This window comes from Chryseobacterium sp. CG10_8, assembly GCF_058117085.1.
The window spans coordinates 1-16,513 of record NZ_JBYVEB010000073.1 but is presented as its reverse complement, the minus strand read 5'-3'; the positions used below and the strand labels follow the sequence as shown (position 1 = coordinate 16,513).

At 34.9% G+C, this 16,513-nt stretch carries 13 protein-coding genes; all 13 read left to right on the top strand.

Annotated elements, in window-relative coordinates:
* Nucleotides 1–197 precede the first annotated feature (197 nt).
* Complete coding sequence (locus AC4AGG_RS11660; protein WP_489772179.1) at nucleotides 198–731, top strand: hypothetical protein; 534 nt, start codon at nucleotides 198–200, stop codon at nucleotides 729–731.
* Nucleotides 728–1,057, top strand: coding sequence for an NIPSNAP family protein (locus tag AC4AGG_RS11655; RefSeq protein WP_489772178.1), 330 nt, complete (start codon nucleotides 728–730; stop codon nucleotides 1,055–1,057). Before AC4AGG_RS11660 ends, AC4AGG_RS11655 begins: the two co-directional genes overlap by 4 nt.
* Before the next feature lie 260 nt (nucleotides 1,058–1,317).
* Nucleotides 1,318–2,076 carry a gluzincin family metallopeptidase gene (locus tag AC4AGG_RS11650; RefSeq protein ID WP_489772177.1) on the top strand — a complete coding sequence of 253 codons (759 nt, stop codon included), beginning with the start codon at nucleotides 1,318–1,320 and terminating at the stop codon, nucleotides 2,074–2,076.
* Nucleotides 2,077–2,268: 192 nt separating this feature from the next.
* On the top strand, nucleotides 2,269–2,928 hold the full coding sequence (locus AC4AGG_RS11645; RefSeq protein WP_489772176.1) for an NAD(P)H-binding protein: 660 nt from the start codon (nucleotides 2,269–2,271) through the stop codon (nucleotides 2,926–2,928).
* A 32-nt stretch (nucleotides 2,929–2,960) separates the two neighbouring features.
* Complete coding sequence (locus AC4AGG_RS11640) at nucleotides 2,961–3,491, top strand: GNAT family N-acetyltransferase (protein ID WP_489772175.1); 531 nt, start codon at nucleotides 2,961–2,963, stop codon at nucleotides 3,489–3,491.
* Between the two features lie 854 nt (nucleotides 3,492–4,345).
* A complete protein-coding gene (locus AC4AGG_RS11635) occupies nucleotides 4,346–5,185 on the top strand; it encodes a helix-turn-helix domain-containing protein (protein WP_489772174.1) in 840 nt (279 codons plus the stop codon).
* Between the two features lie 63 nt (nucleotides 5,186–5,248).
* Nucleotides 5,249–7,384, top strand: coding sequence for an outer membrane beta-barrel family protein (locus AC4AGG_RS11630; protein ID WP_489772173.1), 2,136 nt, complete (start codon nucleotides 5,249–5,251; stop codon nucleotides 7,382–7,384).
* 191 nt (nucleotides 7,385–7,575) lie between these two features.
* Entirely contained in the window at nucleotides 7,576–8,577 is a 1,002-nt protein-coding gene (locus AC4AGG_RS11625) for a hypothetical protein (RefSeq protein WP_489772172.1), read from the top strand.
* 321 nt (nucleotides 8,578–8,898) lie between these two features.
* Complete coding sequence (locus tag AC4AGG_RS11620; RefSeq protein ID WP_489772171.1) at nucleotides 8,899–10,038, top strand: efflux RND transporter periplasmic adaptor subunit; 1,140 nt, start codon at nucleotides 8,899–8,901, stop codon at nucleotides 10,036–10,038.
* Nucleotides 10,039–10,051: 13 nt separating this feature from the next.
* Nucleotides 10,052–13,195 carry an efflux RND transporter permease subunit gene (locus AC4AGG_RS11615; RefSeq protein ID WP_489772170.1) on the top strand — a complete coding sequence of 1,048 codons (3,144 nt, stop codon included), beginning with the start codon at nucleotides 10,052–10,054 and terminating at the stop codon, nucleotides 13,193–13,195.
* Nucleotides 13,182–14,582, top strand: a complete 1,401-nt coding sequence (locus tag AC4AGG_RS11610) for an efflux transporter outer membrane subunit (RefSeq protein ID WP_489772169.1) — start codon at nucleotides 13,182–13,184, stop codon at nucleotides 14,580–14,582. Before AC4AGG_RS11615 ends, AC4AGG_RS11610 begins: the two co-directional genes overlap by 14 nt.
* Entirely contained in the window at nucleotides 14,582–15,685 is a 1,104-nt protein-coding gene (locus AC4AGG_RS11605; RefSeq protein ID WP_489772168.1) for a sensor histidine kinase, read from the top strand. The genes AC4AGG_RS11610 and AC4AGG_RS11605 overlap by 1 nt, the downstream gene beginning before the upstream one ends.
* An 8-nt stretch (nucleotides 15,686–15,693) precedes the next feature.
* Entirely contained in the window at nucleotides 15,694–16,449 is a 756-nt protein-coding gene (locus AC4AGG_RS11600; protein WP_489772167.1) for a LytR/AlgR family response regulator transcription factor, read from the top strand.
* Nucleotides 16,450–16,513 lie beyond the last annotated feature (64 nt).

The following is a 16,513-nucleotide window of genomic DNA, read 5'->3' as shown; positions in this document are numbered from 1 at the left end:
TAAAGGTTAGATAAAGTTAGGGAAAAGTATTTATCATAGACAATTTTCGTAAATTTGAAAACAAGCAAGTCCATCTTGAAAATTTAAACTGAACTTTGCATGCCCACTTCGTTAGGTTTCAGTTGACTTTCTCCCATTTTGTATATGCTTTTTCAGTATTTGTAATTGCTAATCAGCAAAATCTAAAAAATTAAAAAATGAACACAGAAAATCCCGATTTTAGAATCAACGAAAATGGTGAATTAGAAATTTTTCCTTCACCCAATTCGTCACATCATGACTTTGATTTTTATGTTGGTAAGTGGAATATCAGAAATAGAAAGTTAAAGGAGCGTCTCAGCGATTGTAATGAGTGGATTGAATTTGATTCTACGGATGACACCTCATTTTTACTGAAAGGATTTGCTCAAATGAACAAATTTTCGGCAACCTTCGACGGAGAACCTTTTGAAGGAATGGCTATCAGGCTCTTCAATCCAGAAGCAAAACTTTGGAGCATATATTGGGCAGACAGTAATGCAGTTGCTTTCGATCCTCCAATGGTGGGTTCATTCGATGGAAATATTGGCAAACTTTATTGTAAAGACATTTGCAAAGGACAGGAAGTTCTTGTACTTTTTCATTGGGACAAAACAGATGTCGATAATCCAATTTGGAGTCAGGCTTTTTCAACCGATTTAGGTCAAACATGGGAATGGAATTGGTATATGTATGCAAGCAGAATAAAATGATAACAGAAATTAGAATATATAAACTGAAGGAAATCACTGCTGAAATTTTCAGAAAAGTGTTTACTGAACAATCTTTACCAATGATGAAACGTTGGAACATTGATGTGGTTGATTACGGTTTTTCCTTGATTGATGAAGACAGCTTCTATTTGATTCGAAATTATGAAAGTATTGAGCATAGAAAAGAAAGTCAAGACGCATTTTATGGAAGCGAAGAATGGATTAATGGTCCCGAAAAAGATATCATGGAATGCATTGACACGTACAACACAACCGTTGTTGACAACACATGTTTTTTGAATAAATTGAATGTTAAAAAAGAGTAATCAGCTTACCATAGATTTATAAGATTAGGCTAAATAATCAAAACATCAATTTCGAAATTCTTCGATATTAATATTTTTTCTCCACTACACAACATTTCGTAATTTTGAAAACCAACATACCGAGATTAGAAAGTTTAACTGAACTTTGAACTTGTCTAACAACTTAGAAGGTTTTCAGTTTACTTTTCGGTAGTGTTGTGCAATATTTTTGCTTGGAGATATTTTTGAAAAGTGACTCCAAAGCACCTAAACAATTATCAATGAATAAACTGAGTAAAATAATATTAATAATTGTAATTCTTTTAGTTGCTGGTTTTGTCTTTTTAGTGATTCCTGAACGTAAGAAAACACTAAAATCCAAACACTTTACATTTCTCTACAGTGAGAACATTGACAGTTCAAAAATTAGTCAGCTTTCTGACGCTTTGGAAAATAATTATCAAAGAATTGGAGATGATCTCAAAACTGCTCCTACTGACAATATCGAAGTCAATATTTACTCTCAAAGGTGGCGATATATCAAAGCAACAAAAAACTGGGGAGGTTCTGGAAATATAGTAGGAGTCTCAAAAATGCATTTTGTAGAACAAGCTTGGGGCGAAACCGATAGTAAAAAGGTAGCCATTCATGAATTTGCTCATACCGTAACTCTCAAATTGCTTTTGAATCAAGGACCTATAGACTCAAAAGAATTTGACGCCAAGTTTTCAACCTTTCCGATTTGGCTTTGGGAGGGAATTAGCGCTTATGAAGCTCAACAATTTGTTGACCCCAAAACTCTGCCATATTTCAGTAATGGGCAATATCCTTCCCTTACAGAGCTAAACGATAGATTAAAAGGGGGTAAAATATACAGTTGCGGGTACACCATTATCGAATATATTATTTCTAAGTATGGGCAGGACAAGTATATTCAGTTAATTAAAAACTATGGTGACCTGAAAGCAACATTTAACCTTTCAGAAGAGCAATTCTCCAAAGATTGGTACGAATTTGTAAAGTCAAAATACTTAAAATAAAAGCTATCAATTGGAGGGGTGTTTGCGAGGTTGAATTTAAATCGTTGAGTTAAAAAATCTGATTTTCTGACACCTTTGCTTTTACTATCCTTGATAGAATCCCTGAAAATTTATTCGATAAATTATAAGAATTAGTTCAAAGAATTAGAAACTTTTTTAAAGTAAATTTGCAGAGGTAAAATTGAAATAGTGATGAAAGTAATTATAACAGGAGGTTCGGGAATGGTCGGGAACTTGGTTTTAGCGGACTGCCTTCAATCCGATAAGATAACAGAAGTGATAAGTTTGGTTCGTAAACCAACAGGACAAAAACATCCTAAACTGACTGAAGTTGTAATCACCAATTTTGAAAATTATTCAGAGTACGAAAACTTGTTCAAGAATATCGATATAGCCTATTTTTGTTTAGGTGCTTATACAGGAGAAGTTGCGGACGACTTATTCAAAAAGATTACGGTGGATTATGCAGTTGAATTTGCCAAAACATTGGAAAGAAATAGTCCGCAAGCAACATTTTGCCTTCTTAGTGGAGCAGGTGCCGACCAAACAGAAAAAAGTAAAACAGCTTTTGCACGCTATAAAGGAATGGCAGAAAACCAAATCGCAAAATTGAATTTGAAGTTTTACAGTTTCAGACCAGCATATATTTATCCCGTTGAATCCAGAAAAGAACCGAATTTGGGTTACAAAATAATAAGAGTAATGTATCCCATTCTTAAATTATTCGGCAACAAATACAGTATAAAATCAACGGAATTAGCCAACGCCATGTTTAATGTCGGAATGAATGGAGCTGATAAACAGATTTTAGAAAACCAAGATATTTTGAAGTACAAAAATATTGACGAATAGAAAAAAAACACAATTAGAACAGTACCCAAACTATGGAAAAAAACACCAACACCCCAAATATCACCCTCCGAATTGCAGAGGAATCTGAACTTGCAAAATTCAAGACCGATTTGCAAGAGGCTTTTATGATTTCAGCGGAGAAAGAATCAGGAGAAAAATTAGATGAGCCCATTCCTTCCGATGCAGATATTGACGAATCGATTAATGCAGTTGGCTCCATTGTTTATCAGGTACTTTTGAATGATGAGATTGTTGGTGGAGCTATTGTTTCCATAGATGAAGTTACGCAACATAACAAGCTATTGTTGTTTTATGTGAGTACCACTTCCCACAGTAAAGGCATCGGATTTGGAGCTTGGAAAGCCATTGAGGAAAAGCATCCTAAAACCAAAATATGGGAAACAGCAACCCCCTATTTTGAAAAAAGGAATATTCATTTTTACGTCAACAAATGTGGTTTTAAAATCGTTGACTTCTACAATAAGTATCATCCAGACCCTTATCGCAAAGCTGAACATATTGATGAGGATGATGAAATGTTCAAGTTTGAAAAGCAAATGTAATAGCTCTATTTAATTGAGTCGGATTATTTTAATTACATAAATCAATAAGAAAACTGGTTTTACACAAAAAGTTTAAAGTGAATACATACCTTCAAAAAAAGCACCTCACATCGCTTTTTCCAATCCATTAAAGACAAATCAAACATAATCGGAGTTTCTGGAGACATTGAATTAAAACACCCCTAATGCATGAATAAAAATCATTCGTGCATTAGGAGTATTATTTTTTATATTTTTCAATCATTACTTGAAATCAAGATCTCAATTCCAACGTATTTTTTGTAAATTTACTTCACTAGAACCTAACGAAGTGGTGCCACGGAGCTAAGAGTCGTTGACATTAGATAATTTTAAACTGAACCTTCATTTCACTTTTCGCATAATTTGTAAACAGTTTTGTTTGCGACGCGAATGGCGAAACACTTCTATTAAAACAATAGTAAATATGTCCGATATTATTTTAAAATTTTGGACAAGGAACTAAATAACAGAATAAAAAATAGAAGTGTTAAAATATCAACTAATTGATTCGCAGTTTATAGGAGAGGATACTGATTATTTTGGAAATCTTGTATTTAAAACAGGTGAGTATTTTAACACTTTTTGTGGCTATGACTTTTATAAAATTATTAATTAGTGGACAACAGGTATATATGAAAGAGTTGGCTCGAATATTCAAATTAAAAATTTGAATATTCTTTCTTGCTAATATTTTTTCGTAACTAAAATCCCCGTTATTATAGTTCCTAACGGAAAGTGTCGTGATAATGTCGTGATAATGTCGTATAAAATATAGGCCATATATTTGAACTGATTTTAAGTAAAATATAAATTTGAAGATAATTTGAATTTTTATGAATCAAACTGAATTTGGAAACAAATTAACGGAAATTAGAAAATCAAAGGGATTAACGCAATCTGAACTTGCTAAGGAATGTGAGGTTTCTTGTCGCACCATTCAGAGGATTGAAAGTGGCAAAGTTACACCACGCGGATTTACAATTAAAGCATTATCCGAAGCGTTAGATTTTGATTTTCTAAAAGAGTTTTCAAATAATTCTTTACAAAAAGAACAATTTGGTTCAAAAAGATTCATCACATTTCAACAATTGATTGATCAATCAATAGATTTATTTAACTTAAAAACAAATACGATGAAAAAATTATCAATTCTAACCGTTATTTCTGGATTAATTGTTATTGGATTATTTGCTTTTTCTAACCAATTTCATGCTCAAGACAATTCAAACAGCCCCAATTTTTTGACAATTGCGTCCAATGAAAATATTTCTCAAAAAGAAGCTCTCAAAATAATTAAGAATATTGACAAAAAATCAAAATTTCATAACCAACCTATTAATTTGCTTGAAACTTACACCGAAGAATCAGATTATAATTATAATGCTTATGTCCACATTGCTAAGCTGATAAGTAGTTTTGGAACCAGTACAGAACCTGCAATGGATATTGCAAATATTGCATTTAAGGCGCATAAAGAATGTCATTTGTTCAATGATATTGCCTCTCTTATTTTTTTAAATGATGGTAATAATTGCAAAGCATATTTAGAATTAGCCAAAGAAGCGCAAGAAGCCAACACCGAAGCTGAAATCAATCGAATTAAGCAATTGATTGCAGAAAATAAGTCAAAAGCTAAATTTAAAACATTAGATGAAGCATTTAGAAATCAATAATAGGACTTGAATAAGAAAAGTCTATTCTAACTATAGTTAGTTGTTATTCTAAAAAATCATTTGATGAAAACTAAATTCTATCTCTCGTTTTTGACCATGATTGTTTGGTTCAATGCACTTGCTCAAAAAACTTCCCAAAGTACCGATACAGTTAAAGTAAAAAACATACAAGAAGTTGTTATAAAAGGACAGAAAAAACCTGTTTTACAAACAGATAAAGGCATTCTGCTTAATGTTGCGGGTTCACCTTTGGAACAAAAAGAAAATGTACTTGATATTCTTAAATTCGCTCCAAACATAAGTCAAACCAACGGTCTTAGTATTTTAGGAAGTAATAAAATACAGATTATTCTCAATAATAAGGAAGTCAAAATAAAACCTGAACAATTCAATACTTTCTTTTCATCATTGGATGCCAAGAGTATAAAGATTATCGAAATTGTTGATAAACCGGATGCTTCTTTAGAAAGTCAATTTACTTCACAAATCATTATCACTACAAAAACAGTGGAGGGTTATGTTGCTAATATTGGTATGGGAATGGACTATAATGGCTATTTTGGTAGTTATTCCGATGCCAGTTTTATGGCGACTTTCGGGAAATTAAGGCTCTATACTTCAGGAAACATATTTCAAAAATATACTGATGCTGAAGGAAATTCGTTAATGATTTTAGAGAATGGACTTCGTAGAACAGGAACAACAGATGCCTCGCTTAAACGCTTAGGATATAATGCAACATTAAATTTGGATTACGAAATCAATAAGAAAAATCAAATTAGTTTCCTTTACGATTACTCTTTTGATGGAGATTTAGACAAAGTTTATTCCTACAGCTACAAGATTACAAGCCCAACTGTTTCAGATAGTTCTGCAATAGTGAGAAATAGTGCGGAGTCTATAGGTAAAACCCATACTTTTTCCCTACAGTATATTTATTTACCTGATGAATTGGGAAGCAAACTAACCATAAATTCAGATTATGCTTTGGACCAATTTACAAATCCATTTTCCACTGAAAGTCAATTTTATAGCCATCAAGTTTTAGAAGGGACGGACGAAACAACCCAAGACACTAAGCTGACTTATAATATTTTTACTGTTTCTGCAGATTACAAGAAAGTATTTAAAGATAAAAGCAACCTAGCTTTTGGAGTAAAATATGCCAATAGTGACAATCAGAACATTTTAGATTATTATAATCACTCTATTTTTATAACCAACCTCTCTCAACACTTTGATTTTTCTGAAAATATTTATTCAGTATTTGTCAAATATGATTTCAATCGTGGAAAATTAAAGTTTAATTTAGGGTTAAGAAATGAATATACAGACAACTCATTTCATACTAATAAAAGCGTTTCAGGCGGTAAAGATTATAACAGTTTACTACCTTCAGCGACATTGACGTACACTGTTAACGAAGATAATTCGTTCTATTTACATATGTCGAAAAGAATATTACGCCCAAGTTTTTTCAGTTACGACCCAACAATTTCAAGTTCACAACCAAATCAAATAAATTCTGGCAACCAAAATCTGAAGCCTGTCGATATATACAGATTACAAACAGGATATACCTTGAAACAACGCTACCGTTTTATCGTGCAATATCAGTACTCAAAAAATAATATTGTGGATATTCCATCTATTATTGAAGACAATGTTATAGTCACTAAACCAGAAAACATAGGGTATCAAAACTTTGTTTTGCTATCCTTAAGTGTTCCAGTAAAGTTTGCGAAGTTTTGGGAATCCACCAATAAAATCAACTTGTTTTATCGGGATTTTCGAATTTCGGAATTGGACTATTTTTCAAAAGGATATTCAGCAACCTTTGAAAGTACCCAAAGCCTAAGCTTACCACATAAAATTCAAATGGACTTGGATTTATCTTACAGCGCGCCCAATAAATATCAGTACTATTATGATTATTCCAACTTTAGAAGCTCATTAAGTATGACAATTCCAATCTTTAAAGGGAATGGTAATTTGAGATTCAGAGTATATGATATTTTCAATACTGATCGTAACAAAGGATATTCTGAAATCAATAAGATTTATGAGTATAATAAGCTTAAGTTTAACACTCAAGGGTTCTCTTTAAAATTTTCATATAATTTCAAATCTGGTAAAAAAATTAATGAAGATACTAGAGGTAATAACATTGATGATTTACTTAATAGAACGGGGAAATAATTGATTTCAATTTCGCTAGTTTTTGTTACTTCACTTTTCCAGAAAAAAATTGGCTTCATTTCGTTGAAAATCGAACTTTGGTTTAGACGAACCATTTCGCTGGGTTTCAGTTCACTTTTCGCATACTTTCGATAGTTTTTTTTCGTTAGAAATATTATAATCGTCACTATTAAAAACTACAAAACTCAACTATGAAAGAGACTGCAATTAGCTTGATAATGCTTTTTTTGTTATCAGTAACAAGCTGTAAAACTGTTGAAAAAACGACAATTTTAGAAAAAAACATTAAAAGAAGTATGATTTCAAGGGGTGATAATATTCCAGATTTCAATATAAAAAAAGATAGCGCAAATTTTCTATTGGCATATTTGCATGAAAACAAATCTATATCAGATTTCAAAAATGATACAAAGCTGGATGATAAGACAGTCAACAAAACAATTGAATTGTTGAAGAGTAAGAGTTGGCTCAAGGAAACCAATGGAAAACTCAAACCTACTGTATTTATCGCAACAAAAAAAGATGGTGAAAAACTGTACCGTTACGCCAAACCCATCTCAAAAGAAATAGCTGACGAAATAGAAAAAGAAGCCACAAATATCAAAGCTCTATTTGCTAAAACGGATATGGCGAAAAGACAAAGCTTTGAACATTGGTCTTTTCTCATTCTTAGTGATGTATTATTGGATAATTGGCAAATATTCGAAATGGAAAAAAACTTTTTCAAACCAACAAATGGAAAAGAGTATGAGAGACCTTTAAGACACGGTAAATACTATTATGCAAGTCTTCAGGAAAATGCAGAAAAAAATAGGGAAGCATTTGGAATATATGGTAATGCTATTTTAAGTTTTTCAAAGGAAAAAATGATAGCAGTATACGGTAACAATCGCGATTCAGGTGGCAAATACTCAAACTTGCAATCTTCAGACAATCATATTTCGGATAATGATGATTTGGTTTTACGACAAATGGCATCCGATTTTTTACCGAAACTATTAACCATTTTAGAAAAGCATCGCTCATATGCTGAAGAAGTTTATAGGAAAACAGGGTATTCACAAGAAATTTCTTTTGAAGAATTTTTCTTATGGTGGTATCACTACATATATACCCAATCTACCAATGACATGAACAAAAGAGGCCTTTTGACTATTCCTCCTGATGGAAATTTTGACTATGAACGTTCTTGAAAATAAGTCCGCTATTTATTCCTGAAATCGACTTTGCATACATACATTGAAAATGTGAATATTTTTCACTACCACTCTTAGTTTTTTTTCAGATGAATTGGGATAACAGTAGTGATTCTCAAACTGACCAAAGTTAATCTTGAATTCTTAATAACAAACCGCCTTTTTCAAAATTTTCAAATTTCCACAAACCCTTCAAAAGTTCAATTAATCATTTCCGCATTTCACATTCCAATTTCCGCACTTCGGTTAGATTTACCTTAATTCAGGTGTAAAGCTGTTCTACTTTTGACAGTAATAATTGTCAAAAAGAGAATAACAATGAACAGTTTTATAAAAAAGAAGATGAGTGTATTTTTTCTATTTTGTGTAGCGATGCTTCTTTTGCATAGTTGTACTAATTCCAGCGGAAAAGACACACAGTCATCTGAATCGGTGCAGGTAGAAGTGCTTACTTTACAACCCACGGATGCAACAATCGAACAAGCTTTTCCAGTTAGTTTACAGGGTAAGGAAAATGTCCAAATCCGTCCTCAAATTAGTGGTTATATCGAAAAAATATATGTTGACGAAGGTGCTTTTGTACAAGCAGGAACGCCACTTTTTCGCATCAATGCAACGGTGTATCGCGAGCAGAAAAACTTCGCATTAGCTTCTTTGGCAACAGCTAAATCGCAGTTAGCATCCGCACAACTGGATTTAGATAAATACAAAACACTTAGCGACAACAAAGTAGTAGCAAACTTTCAATATCAAAAAGCCAAAACCAATTACGAGAATGCGAAAGCCGTTGTAAAACAACAACAATCTTTAGTTGCTTCGGCGGATGTTAATTTGGCATTTTCAGTCGTAAGAGCTCCAATTAGTGGTTACATAGGCAGAATTCCTAATCGATTGGGAGCTTTGGTAGCACCGAATGATGCACAGGCTTTAACGACTTTGTCTCAGGTTAAAGAAATCTACGCCTACTTTTCGCTTTCTGAAAGTGAAATTCTAAAAATCAACGCCACTCGTCCCGGAGCAAACCTCATCGAAAAATTGAAAAGTTTTCAAGATATCAACTTGTTATTGGCAGATGGTAGTTTATACAGTCAATCGGGAAAAATTGATATGATGGATGGACAATTCGATGCGACAACAGGTTCGGTAACATTGCGTGCTTCTTTTGCCAATCCCGAAAGTTTATTAAGAACCGGAAACACGGGTAGAATCGTTTTGAAAACAACCGTACAAAACGTATATAAAATTCCTTTGTTAGCGACTTACGAAGTACAAGACAAACTATTTGTGGGTTTACTTAACAGTAAAAATAAAATGGAACGTGTTGCACTTACGGATTACAAAAAATCAGGCGATTTCTACATTGTGAAAACAGGTTTTAAACCCGGAGACAGAATTATCGCTAATGAACTGGCTACCATTCCTGAAAGTACCATCGTAACGCCAAAAACCAACCATTAAATCCTCAGAAAAAATGTTGAACAAGATTATAAAAAGACCTGTACTCGCGACAGTCATTTCGATTATACTGGTATTACTTGGGCTTTTGGGACTTTTACGAATTCCGATGACGCAGTTTCCAGATATTGCTCCACCCACAGTATATGTATCGGGAACTTATCCGGGAGCCAACGCTGAAAGTGTAATTCGTTCTGTTATCACGCCTTTAGAACAGGCAATCAATGGCGTGGAGAATATGCAGTATATGACCTCGAGTGCGGCAAATGATGGTAGTTTTTCTATAACCGTTATTTTTAAGCAAAATGTAAATCCTGACCAAGCTGCGGTGAATATTCAAAATCGTGTGGCTCAAGCCAATGCACAGTTGCCTTCGGAGGTGATACGCCTAGGATTAACGACAACGAAGCAACAAAACGGCTATTTAATGGTGGTCAACGTCAACAGCGATAAACCTGAAAAATATGATGAAGCCTTTCTTCAAAATTATGTCAATATCAATCTGGCTCCGGAATTAAGCCGAATTCCAGGGGTAGGAAATGTGAGTTCGTTTGGAGCAAAAGATTATTCGGTAAGGGTGTGGATTAACCCAACAAAACTTGCTTCCTACGGATTGACACCAGCCGATGTAGAAACCGCTATACAACAATATAGTTTTGAAGCCTCGCCCGGAAGTTTAGGCGAAGAATCCGACGCTTCTTTACAGTACGTTCTTCGTTATAAAGGGAAATTGAATAAGCCTGAAGAATTTGAAAAAATTATCCTTCGTTCAAAAAACGATGCTTCTGTTTTGCGTTTGGGCGATGTGGCTCGTATCGAATTTGGTTTGTCGAGTTATTCAGGCGACACCTATACCGATGGAAAACCTTCAGTGGTTTTTGCGGTGATGCAAGCCAGTGGTTCTAACGCCAATGATATTGCTACAGAAGTGCAAAAATCGTTAGAGACCTTCCAAAAAAATGCACCTGATGGAATTCGTTTTGAAGTAATTCAAAATATGAAAGACCGTTTGGATGCTTCCATTTCTCAAATGAAATGGACACTGATTGAAGCTTTCGTTTTAGTTTTTATTGTTGTGTTGGTTTTTCTTCAGGATTTCCGTTCAACCATTATTCCTGCGATTACCGTACCTGTATCCATTATCGGAACTTTCTTTTTCATTTATCTGATAGGATTTTCGGTGAATGTATTAACGCTGTTTGCGTTGGTACTTGCCATTGGTATTGTAGTTGACGATGCTATTGTCGTGGTAGAGGCTGTTCACGCCAAAATGCAACAAACAGGTGAAAGTGCTAAAACCGCTACGACTTCGGCAATGAGTGAAATCAGCGGAGCGATTGTATCGATTACTTTAGTAATGTCGGCGGTTTTTCTTCCTGTAGGTTTTATGGAAGGTCCGGCTGGAATATTTTATAAGCAATTCTCTTATACATTGGCGATTGCTATTTTAATTTCGGCGGTGAATGCCTTAACCTTAAGCCCCGCTTTGTGTGCTTTATTATTGAAAAATCATCACAGCAATGAAAATGATGAAAATCAAAAATTCACGCAACGCTTTTCTACGGCATTCAATGAGAGCTTTGAACGTTTGACCAATAAATATGTTGGTGCCGTCAAGTTTTTAGGTAAGAAAAAAATCATTGCTATTGGTGCATTGGTACTGGTTTCAATCACCGCTTTTGTCTTAATGAACAACACGCAAAAAGGTTTCGTGCCTGAAGAAGATGACAACAATTTGACTTTTGCGGTTAATCTACAAGCAGGTTCCAATTTGCAATTCATCACCAAGGAAATGGAAAAGGTTACAAAGATTTTAAGAGAACAACCCGAGGTCAGAAGTATCAGTACCGTTTCAGGTTTTAGTCTTTTAAGTTCTGGTGCCGCACCCAATTCAGCGATGGGGTTCATTACTCTGAAAGAGCCCAAAGACAGAGGCGAGGTTTCGAATATTAATGAAGTAATGCACAAGATTGAAAATGCAATGAAAGGCAAAGTTAGAGGTGAATTTCTGGTTTTTCGTAACCCTGCGGTAGAAGGTTTTGGTACAGCCGGAGGTGTTGAATTTGTGCTTCAAGATAGAGGTTCTGGAAGTATCAAAGATTTTGAAGCCATCAGTAAAAAAATAATCGATGCTTTAGGCAAACGCCCAGAAATTGATATGGCATTCACCTCTTTTAGAAGTGATTATCCGCAATACGAAGTAGAACTGAACGAAGATAAAACCCAACAATTGGGCTTAACACCAAAAGAAGTGATGGATGCTTTGCAGTTGTATTTAACAGGTTCACAAACCACCGACTTTGTTAGGTTTGGAAGATTGTACCGTGTCAATGTTCGTTCCGAAGCCGAGTTCCGTAAAGATGAAACTTCGCTGAACAATATTATGATTAGAAATAACTTAAATCAAATGGTGCCTATTTCCACTTTGGTCACCTTGAAAAAAGTTTTTGGCCCTCAAGAAATTAGCCGTTACAATCTCTACAATAGCATTAGAGTCAACTTAAATGCTTCAGGAGATGTCAGCACAGGGAAAGTGATGGACGCCGTTGACGAAGTATTGCAAAAAGAATTACCCAAAGGCTATAGTTATGAATTTGCAGGATTGAGTTTGCAGGAAAGAAATTCGGGGTCTCAAATGCTTCTTATTTTCGGATTGAGTTTCTTATTTATTTACTTGCTTTTGTCTGCACAATACGAAAGTTACCTACTGCCATTGGCGGTAATGCTATCCTTACCTACGGGAATTTTGGGCGTGTTTATCGCAATCGGATTAGGTGGTGTTAACAATAATATTTATGTGCAGATTGCGATGATTATGCTGATTGGACTTTTGGCTAAAAATGCAATTCTGATAGTAGAATTTGCCATCCAACGACGACGAGCGGGACTTTCCATTTTTGATGCGGGAATTGCAGGTGCAAAAATGCGATTACGTCCTATCCTGATGACTTCATTTGCTTTCATTGCGGGGTTAATTCCACTAATGTTTGCCTCAGGCGGAACCGCAATCGGGAACAAATCCATCAGTATGAGTGCGATTGGTGGAATGTTGATAGGCACAATACTCGGGGTTTTCATCATTCCGATACTGTTTATGATATTCCAAAATTTACAAGAAAAAATGTCGGCTAACAAAACTGAAAACAATGAAACAATTTAAAATAGCTATCGTAGCCATAGCATTACTTACAACATTCTTGCAATCTTGTAATGTAACTAAAAATTATACACAACCAGATTTGGAACTTCCCAAGTCATTCGATACCATTCAGCAGTCAAGTGATATGGGTAAAGCAGAAATTCCGTCTTATCAACAGTATTTTACCGATGCCATTCTGGTAAAAATGCTTGATAAAGTAATAGCCAATAATCTCGATTTGAAGATAGCGTCCGAGCAGATAATGGTTTCCCAAGCTAATTTGAAAACCATTAAACTAAATTATCTTCCCGAAATTAATTTGCAAGTCAACGCTGGTTTGCAAAGAGTTTCTAAAAATGGTGCAACGGGTGCTTCTGGTGCAGGACTTTTAAACGAGGAATATAGTTTTGCACCTTCCGTTTCGTGGGATGTTGATTTCTGGGATAAGCAAAAAAAGCAAAGAGAAGAAGCATTATCCAACTATTTAAGTATTGGCGAAAACCGAAGAGCAGTAAGAGTGCAACTCATTGCTTTGACCGCTCAAGCGTATTATAATTTATTGAGTTTGGATGAGCAATTACGCATCACGGAATCGGTAGCAAGCAATATGAAAGAGACTTTGAATACCTTAAAAATACAGTACAAAGTTGGCGATGTAACTTCGCTTGCAATTAAACAATCCGAAGCACAATTGGCGGAAACCAATGCTTTAATTCCCGAAATAAAGGCGAGTATCAAAGCTCAGGAAAATGCCTTATCAACCTTGGCAGGAAGTTATCCAACTTTGGTGGAACGCTCTCAATCGTTTAAAAATATTCAATTTGGTTCCGCTTTGAATGTGGGCATTCCTGCAGATTTATTGTCAAACCGTCCCGATGTTAAACAACAAGAATTACTATTGCAATCCGCTTCAGCTCGTGTAGGTATTGCCAAAACTGAGTTTTATCCAAGTATTAAAATTACGGCACAAGGTGGTTTAAGTGCCATCAAAGCCACCAATTGGTTTTCCATTCCGGCATCTTTGTTTGGGAATTTGGCAGGAGGTCTTACACAACCTATTTTCAACAAAAAAGCAATTCAATCTAATTATGAACAAGCTTTGCACCAACGTGAAATTGCCGTTCTTGAGTTCAGAAAATCGGTACTCAATGCGGTTGAAGAAGTGAGTATCTCTATGAATAATATCAGTCGAATAAAGGAACAAATGACTGAAGCTAACAACAGAAAAATTGCGATGGATAAAGCGATTGCCGATGCACAAATACTTTACAAATATGGGGAAGCCAATTATTTGGAAGTGTTGGTGGTACAGCAAACTTATTTTCAGACCGAATTGGCCTATACTTTGGCTACCCAAAAAGAAATAAATTCATACATTGCATTGTACAAATCTTTAGGCGGAAACTAATGAATAATAAAGATACAGTTCATAGCCACCAATCACGGAAAAGCCTTTTCTATTGGAGTGGAATTCTGGTTTCACTGGCATTGGCGAACTTCATTCAATACCTACTCAATCCACAAAGCAACTGGTGGAATTTTTATCGCGAAGCTCAATGGTCAGAGATAAGCATCACCATTATCGGTGGTATCGTGATGTATGGTATTCTGTTTTGGGTAATCCGATTACTTTCCGATTGGATAGAAAAATGGATGCCGGCAAAAAACAGTATGATAACCCATTTTCTTATCACAACAATTGTGGTAATCGCTTGTATGGTTTTGATGCTTTCCTTGGAAAATGTGCTGTATGGTTGGTTGTGGCCGGAACCTGCAGGAAATAACCCCGACTTAGAATTAGGAGTGCGACAATATTTGGTTGTCAATGTAGTGGTCGGTGCATTCGTGAATAGTTTTTACAATTCCTTTTTCTATTTTGAAAAATGGAAAGACAAAGTTACCGAAACCAATAAGCTCGAAATACACGCTCATCAACTGAAAGAAAGTGCTTTAAAATCTGAATTAGAAGTCCTGAAATTGCAATTAGACCCTCATTTTTTATTTAATAATTTTAGTATTCTAACGCAACTTATTGAAACGAATCCAAAAGGTGCACAAGAATTTTTATCGAACCTTTCCAGAGTGTATCGCTATATTTTGACAACCGCAAAAAAGGATATCGTATCGCTCGAAGATGAATTGAAATTTGTGGAAATGTATTTTCATTTGATTAAAATTCGACACGGAGAAACCATCCATTTAGATGTAAATATTAAACCTGAAGACAAAGTAAAAGGTATACCACCGGTAACCTTACAACTGTTGATTGAAAACGCCATCAAGCATAATATTTCTACTTCTAAAAAACCGTTGAGATTGTCCATTAGCAGTTGCGGGAACGGAACCATTACGGTAAAAAACAACCTGCAACCCATTCCAATCGATTATAAAAATACCGGAATGGGCTTAAAAAACATCAGAGAAAGATTTTATTTACTACAAGGTAAATTACCGGAAGTCATTACCACAGACACCGAGTTTGAAGTGCAATTGCCTTTATTAAATTTATGATTGAAATTATGAACTACCTTATCATAGAAGACGAACAACACAATGCCGACTTGCTGAAAAGTATGGTAAAAAAATGCGATGACACCGCCAATTTATTAGCCGTTTTACCCAATATTCAGGAAAGTGTCGAGTGGTTGAATGCCAATCCGCATCCCGACATCATCTTTATGGATATTCGGTTGGAAGATGGTTTGTCGTTTGAAATCTACAAGCAAGTCAATATTCAGAGTCAAGTAATTTTCACGACCGCTTATGACGAATATGCATTACAGGCATTCAAGGTGTATGGTACCGCCTATTTGCTAAAACCAATAGTTCAGGAAGAATTGGAAGATGCTCTGGAAAAAGTATATGAATTTCGACCCCTGACTTCCTCTGAAGACGTGACCGAAATAATGAATATGCTGAGAACGAAGGAGAAAAAATACAAAGCCCGTTTTCTACTGCATTATCGCGAAACCTACAAAGTAGTTGCAGTAGAGGAAATCGACTATGTTTTTTTAGAATTCAAAAATGTACATTTTAAGCTTCTTGATGGTTCTTCAATAGCCGTACCTTACAATTTAGAAGAACTGGAAGAACAGCTCGACCCTCAATATTTCTTCCGTGTCAATCGACAGTTTATTTTGCACATCAACAGTATCGAAAGCATTCACAAATACTTCAACGAGAAAGCAAAAATCATTTTGAAGCGAGACCGAGACGTGGAAGTCATCGTAAGCAGAATAAAAATGCCCCAATTCAAATTGTGGTTGGACAAATAACTAAGACAATAATTAAATTATAATGGAATTTTTACTTTAAAGCTGATAAACCATTTAACATTTT

Coding starts and splice junctions, on each gene's coding strand:
- AC4AGG_RS11635 (WP_489772174.1), top strand. CDS start 4,346: ATGAATCAAACTGAATTTGGAAACAAATTAACGGAAATTAGAAAATCA.
- AC4AGG_RS11600 (WP_489772167.1), top strand. CDS start 15,694: ATGAACTACCTTATCATAGAAGACGAACAACACAATGCCGACTTGCTG.
- AC4AGG_RS11625 (WP_489772172.1), top strand. CDS start 7,576: ATGAAAGAGACTGCAATTAGCTTGATAATGCTTTTTTTGTTATCAGTA.
- AC4AGG_RS11655 (WP_489772178.1), top strand. CDS start 728: ATGATAACAGAAATTAGAATATATAAACTGAAGGAAATCACTGCTGAA.
- AC4AGG_RS11605 (WP_489772168.1), top strand. CDS start 14,582: ATGAATAATAAAGATACAGTTCATAGCCACCAATCACGGAAAAGCCTT.
- AC4AGG_RS11620 (WP_489772171.1), top strand. CDS start 8,899: ATGAACAGTTTTATAAAAAAGAAGATGAGTGTATTTTTTCTATTTTGT.
- AC4AGG_RS11645 (WP_489772176.1), top strand. CDS start 2,269: ATGAAAGTAATTATAACAGGAGGTTCGGGAATGGTCGGGAACTTGGTT.
- AC4AGG_RS11630 (WP_489772173.1), top strand. CDS start 5,249: ATGAAAACTAAATTCTATCTCTCGTTTTTGACCATGATTGTTTGGTTC.
- AC4AGG_RS11650 (WP_489772177.1), top strand. CDS start 1,318: ATGAATAAACTGAGTAAAATAATATTAATAATTGTAATTCTTTTAGTT.
- AC4AGG_RS11660 (WP_489772179.1), top strand. CDS start 198: ATGAACACAGAAAATCCCGATTTTAGAATCAACGAAAATGGTGAATTA.
- AC4AGG_RS11615 (WP_489772170.1), top strand. CDS start 10,052: ATGTTGAACAAGATTATAAAAAGACCTGTACTCGCGACAGTCATTTCG.
- AC4AGG_RS11640 (WP_489772175.1), top strand. CDS start 2,961: ATGGAAAAAAACACCAACACCCCAAATATCACCCTCCGAATTGCAGAG.
- AC4AGG_RS11610 (WP_489772169.1), top strand. CDS start 13,182: ATGAAACAATTTAAAATAGCTATCGTAGCCATAGCATTACTTACAACA.